The sequence below is a fragment of the Citrobacter sp. Cpo045 genome, from assembly GCF_030332875.1.
Taxonomy (GTDB): Bacteria; Pseudomonadota; Gammaproteobacteria; order Enterobacterales; family Enterobacteriaceae; genus Citrobacter; species Citrobacter portucalensis.
This window is the reverse complement of record NZ_JAOWGZ010000032.1, coordinates 1-3698: the sequence shown is the minus strand read 5'-3', so window position 1 is coordinate 3698 and position 3698 is coordinate 1. Positions and strand designations below refer to the sequence as shown.

Annotated in this window: 1 protein-coding gene and 1 pseudogene; one reads left to right on the top strand and one right to left on the bottom strand. The window is 47.8% G+C overall.

Annotation, left to right across the window (positions count from 1 at the left end; all coding sequences use genetic code 11):
- Positions 1-81 precede the first annotated feature (81 nt).
- Positions 82-2625 (top strand): annotated as a pseudogene (locus tag OGY13_RS00255) (Tn3 family transposase); the annotation flags it as partial.
- A 288-nt stretch (positions 2626-2913) separates the two neighbouring features.
- Here the strand turns inward: OGY13_RS00255 and OGY13_RS00250 are convergent.
- Positions 2914-3270, bottom strand: coding sequence for a cupin domain-containing protein (locus tag OGY13_RS00250; RefSeq protein ID WP_000215515.1), 357 nt, complete (start codon positions 3268-3270; stop codon positions 2914-2916).
- Between the last annotated feature and the right edge of the window lie 428 nt (positions 3271-3698).

Sequence of the window (3698 nt, the reverse complement as noted above, 5' to 3'; positions counted from 1 at the left end):
CCTTTGAATGGGTTCATGTGCAGCTCCATCAGCAAAAGGGGATGATAAGTTTATCACCACCGACTATTTGCAACAGTGCCAATTTTATTACCAGGAACCACAACACTCTCCAGAGTGATCACCGAAATCCGCGAACGAGCAGCAAACCGTCTTTGGCAAAGATTACTGGCATTGCCCAATGATGAACAGAAACGACAACTGGATGAATTACTGAGCTTTAGTGAAGGTCAGAGAGTATCCATGTTCGAGCAACTGAAAAAAGGTCCTGTGACAGTCAGTAGTCCTGCATTTAACGATGCACTTGATCGTTATAACAAATTGCACCAACTGGGTTTTCAGCAACTTGATTTTACAGGCCTTCCACCGGCTCAGCTAAAAAGTCTTGCTCGCTATGCCAATGTAACCTCGGTAAAAAAGATAGTTCGTATCCCCATGAAGAAACGTACAGCGATACTTATTGCCTTTGTTAAATCATTGGAGGTCATTGCGCTGGATGAAGCCATCGATGTTTTGGATATGCTAATCACTAATATTGCGGGAGAGGCTAAAAAAGCAGGGCAAAAGAAGCGGTTGAGGACGTTGAAGGATTTGGACCGCTCTTCGTTGATACTGGCAAAAGCCTGTGCACTCCTGCTGGATGAGGTAACTGATGATTCCCACCTCCGAAAATCAATTTTTTCCTGCATTTCCAAAGAAAGACTGGCTGAGTCGGTAAAAATGGTCAATGAGTTGGCCCGACCGGCAGACAATAATTTCCAAGATGAAATGATTGAACAATATGGGCGCGTTCGCCGTTTTCTACCCAGAGTTCTTCGGGAATTAACTTTTCTGGCCGCCCCGGCGGGAGAACATACTCTGGCAGCTTTTAACTATTTATCGTCGCTAGGCGCTTCAAGAAAGCACATCCTTGACGATGCTCCAAAAAATATTATTACCGGCCCCTGGAAGCGTTTGGTTTTTGACGAAGAAGGCCGAGTAAGACGGCCTGGCTATTCACTATGTCTACTTGAGCGGTTTCAGGATGCATTAAGGCGGCGGGATATTTATCTTGAGAATAGCGATCGTTGGGGAGATCCACGGTCAAAGCTATTACAAGGGACAGAATGGCAAGCTCAACGCGTCTCTGTCTGTCGAGCATTAGGCCACCCTGTCAATGCTCAGCAGGCAACAGAAAAGCTTGCTCAGCAGTTAGATTTTGCCTGGAAAGCGGTAGCTGATAGCTTTGATGATAATGCGTCAGTCCATATCGAATACGGGGGGAAACATCCTACGTTGACTATCAGCAGCCTAGAGAAACTGGATGAATCACCAAGTCTGATAGCTCTCAACAGACAAGTCAGAGGTCTTTTACCTTTGGTGGATCTGACTGAGCTCTTACTGGAAATCAATGCCCATACAGGATTTGCCGAAGAATTTACTCATGTCAGCGAGTCTAATGCGCGAGCGAAAGATCTGCATATCAGCATTTGTGCTGTATTACTGGCAGAAGCCTGCAACATTGGCTTTGAACCATTAATTAAGCACAATATTCCATCATTAACCCGGCATCGTCTTAGTTGGGTGAAACAAAATTATTTTCGGTCAGAAACCCTTATCAAAGCGAATGCTCGCCTGGTTGATTACCAGGCTACGCTCAGTCTCGCTCAGCGATGGGGTGGTGGAGAGGTCGCATCTGCTGATGGTATGCGTTTTGTTACGCCAGTAAAAACGATTAACGCCGGACCCAATAGAAAATACTTTGGCTCTGATCGTGGAATTACCTGGTACAACTTTATCTCCGATCAGTTTTCTGGTTTTCACGGCATTGTTGTCCCAGGTACGTTGAGAGACTCAATCTTTGTTCTGGAGGGTTTACTTGAACAGCAAACGGGGTTAAATCCACAGGAAATTATGACTGATACAGCAGGTGCCAGTGATTTGATATTCGGTCTGTTCTGGTTGTTGGGATACCAGTTTTCCCCACGTCTGGCGGATGCCGGAGATGCCGTTTTCTGGCGAGTGGATAAAAATGCGAATTACGGCCCTCTCGATGAATTGGCCCGTGGTTGCATCAATCTAGCACTGATTGAGGCTAACTGGGACGATATGATGCGGATTGCGGGTTCTCTTAAATTGGGAACTGTACAAGCATCAGAGCTAATCCGTAGTTTATTGAAGAGCACGCGCCCGTCTAGTTTGGCGCAGGCCATCATTGAAGCTGGGCGAATAAATAAAACGCTATACCTGCTGAATTATATTGATGATGAAGATTATCGTCGCCGAATACTAACGCAACTAAACCGGGGTGAAGGGAGACACAGTGTGGCTCGCGCCATTTGCCATGGTCAACGTGGTGAAATCAGAAAACGCTATCGCGAAGGGCAAGAGGATCAACTTGGATCATTGGGACTGGTAACAAATACTGTTGTTTTATGGAATACGCTGTATATGCAGGAAGCCCTTGGACATATTAATACAGATAGCCAGCCTACTGAAATTAACGAAGAAGATATATCCAGATTATCACCGCTGATGCACGGTCATATCAATATGTTAGGGCATTACTCATTCACCTTGTCTGAAAACGTGATGAATGGTGAATTAAGGCCTTTAAATCAACATGTTAATGAATATGTAGACTCTTAGCGTAGGTTTTCGCCCCATTGGACCTCAAACCCCTAACGTAGTGGTCTCCAAGAACATTCAGGACTGATCCCAGGCGTCGATGGTCAAGACCTGATCGGCAGGACAGGCGGCTACGCGGTCGGGAACTGGATGGTGTTCAGTCTCATGCCGACCCCATTCGATTGATCGCGTCGCTTGCGGCACGCTGCGACGCAAGGAGGTTTGCGACCTGGTTTAGCAGCCGTGTCCGCTGCATGTCTGTTACCTATCTCCCCGACCGCTCATTGGACCAACTCCAGAGATTGGGCTCTATCGCTCAGCCAATACGAAACCGGCATTGGCTGATGCCACAACCGAGACTAACACAAATGGCTCGGTACCTGTATTTCGCGCCCCGTGCACTTGGCCCGGTCTTGCCACGGCTATCTCACCTTCCCTGAGGGCACGAACAATCCCATTGCCCTGAAAGTAATCAGCCATTCCCGACAAAACAGTCCACGTGTCTTGGCCGTGAGGATGAATGTGAGCCGCAATTTCCTGCCCGGGATGGACATGCCAAACCACGATAATTGAGTCTCGGGTTTCAAGCACAACGGAACGAATAGGCTCGCCTTCGGACGGCTGAACATACTCGGCTACAGAAAATATTCTCGATTCAACAGTCATCGGAGATCCCTCTTTCACAGTGCCCCCAGACAGGCTGGATATGAGTTCTAACTCGAATTTGAACGGGAGGCTGGTCGTGCGGTCGTGCAGTTGCCGATGAGCGTGTCGGCTGCTGCTTCCTTGCCCACCAGCGAACCAGACGGTCGCATGCGCATCCTTTCTTATCGAAACTCGTTGAGATGATATGCAATCAAGAATAGAATTTCAAGAACTATTTTCGAGAATCGCAATGCCTTGATTCCCGTGCCGCGCCGGTTGCCTTGGCGGGCTTGTCACAAACCTACGTTTTCAAGAAGAAGGAAACCGCATGCCCCGCCGTTCGATCCTCTCCGCCGCCGAGCGCGAAAGCCGGCACTGTTGCAAAGTTAGCGATGAGGCAGCCTTTTGTCTTATTCAAAGGCCTTACATTTCAAAAACTCTGCTTACCA

What these genes read in the sequence shown, in the direction of transcription:
- OGY13_RS00250 (WP_000215515.1), bottom strand. Translation starts at nt 3,270, where the DNA reads ATGACTGTTGAATCGAGAATATTTTCTGTAGCCGAGTATGTTCAGCCG.